The organism is Achromobacter sp. SIMBA_011 (assembly GCF_046535435.1).
GTDB classification, from domain to species: domain Bacteria; phylum Pseudomonadota; class Gammaproteobacteria; order Burkholderiales; family Burkholderiaceae_B; genus Achromobacter; species Achromobacter dolens.
This window is the reverse complement of record NZ_JAWRWN010000811.1, coordinates 1-255: the sequence shown is the minus strand read 5'-3', so window position 1 is coordinate 255 and position 255 is coordinate 1. Positions and strand designations below refer to the sequence as shown.

Annotated in this window: 1 pseudogene; it reads left to right on the top strand. The window is 67.1% G+C overall.

The window, feature by feature from the left end:
• Window positions 1-255: pseudogene (locus SB816_RS33240) on the top strand (AraC family transcriptional regulator); the annotation flags it as partial.

Genomic DNA, 255 nt, shown 5'->3' with positions numbered 1-255 from the left:
CGTTCGTGCTGCCGCACCGCGAGCACCTGATTCCGCATCCGGACGGCGCGCACTTCATCGTGATCAACTTCAGCCAGACGTTCCTGCGCGCCGATCTCGACGTCGATCCGCTCGATCTCGAGGACGTCCCCGCGCACCGCTTTCCCGAGCTGACGCCGTTCCGCTTCCAGGAGCATCTCGACTTCATCCTGACCGGCGACGCGTTCGACGAGGCGCGCCGCCTCGCGCTCTGCATGCTCGACGCCGATCGCGTGC